At 35.9% G+C, this 608-nt stretch carries 1 pseudogene; it reads left to right on the plus strand.

Annotated features, from left to right (window positions below):
* A pseudogene (locus tag Q0C22_RS01975) lies at window positions 1-608 on the plus strand (DNA-directed RNA polymerase subunit beta); the annotation flags it as partial.

Below are 608 nucleotides of genomic sequence, written 5' to 3' on the forward strand. Positions count from 1 at the left end.
GGTAGGCCAGTTGATATGGTGTTAAACCCATTGGGTGTACCCTCAAGAATGAATTTAGGTCAAATTCTTGAGACTCATTTGGGCTGGATATCAAAAGGTTTGGGTAAGAAAATTGATGAACTTATAAAAGAAGAAAAAAAGGATGTTCTAAGACAATACTTAAAACAAATATTTCTTGGCAATGCGGATAAATTCATTGATAGCTTAAGTGATGATATGCTTGATATTTATGCTAAAGAATGGCAAAACGGTGTGTATTTTGCAGCTCCTGTATTTGAAGGTCCAAAAGAAAAAGATTTTGATTATTATAAAAAGCTTTTAAGCATTGATACATTTAAATCAACACTCTATGACGGCTTAACTGGCGAAAAATTTATAGAACCTGTTACTGTTGGTGTTATGTATATATTAAAACTACACCATTTAGTAGATGATAAAGTTCATGCAAGAAGCGTGGGCCCATATTCGCTTGTAACACAACAGCCTCTTGGTGGCAAAGCACATTTTGGCGGACAAAGATTTGGAGAGATGGAAGTATGGGCCTTGGAAGGTTATGGTGCTGCATATACTCTTCAGGAAATGCTGACAGTAAAATCCGACGATGTAAG

Source organism: Desulfurella sp. (assembly GCF_023256235.1).
Taxonomy (GTDB): Bacteria; Campylobacterota_A; Desulfurellia; order Desulfurellales; family Desulfurellaceae; genus Desulfurella.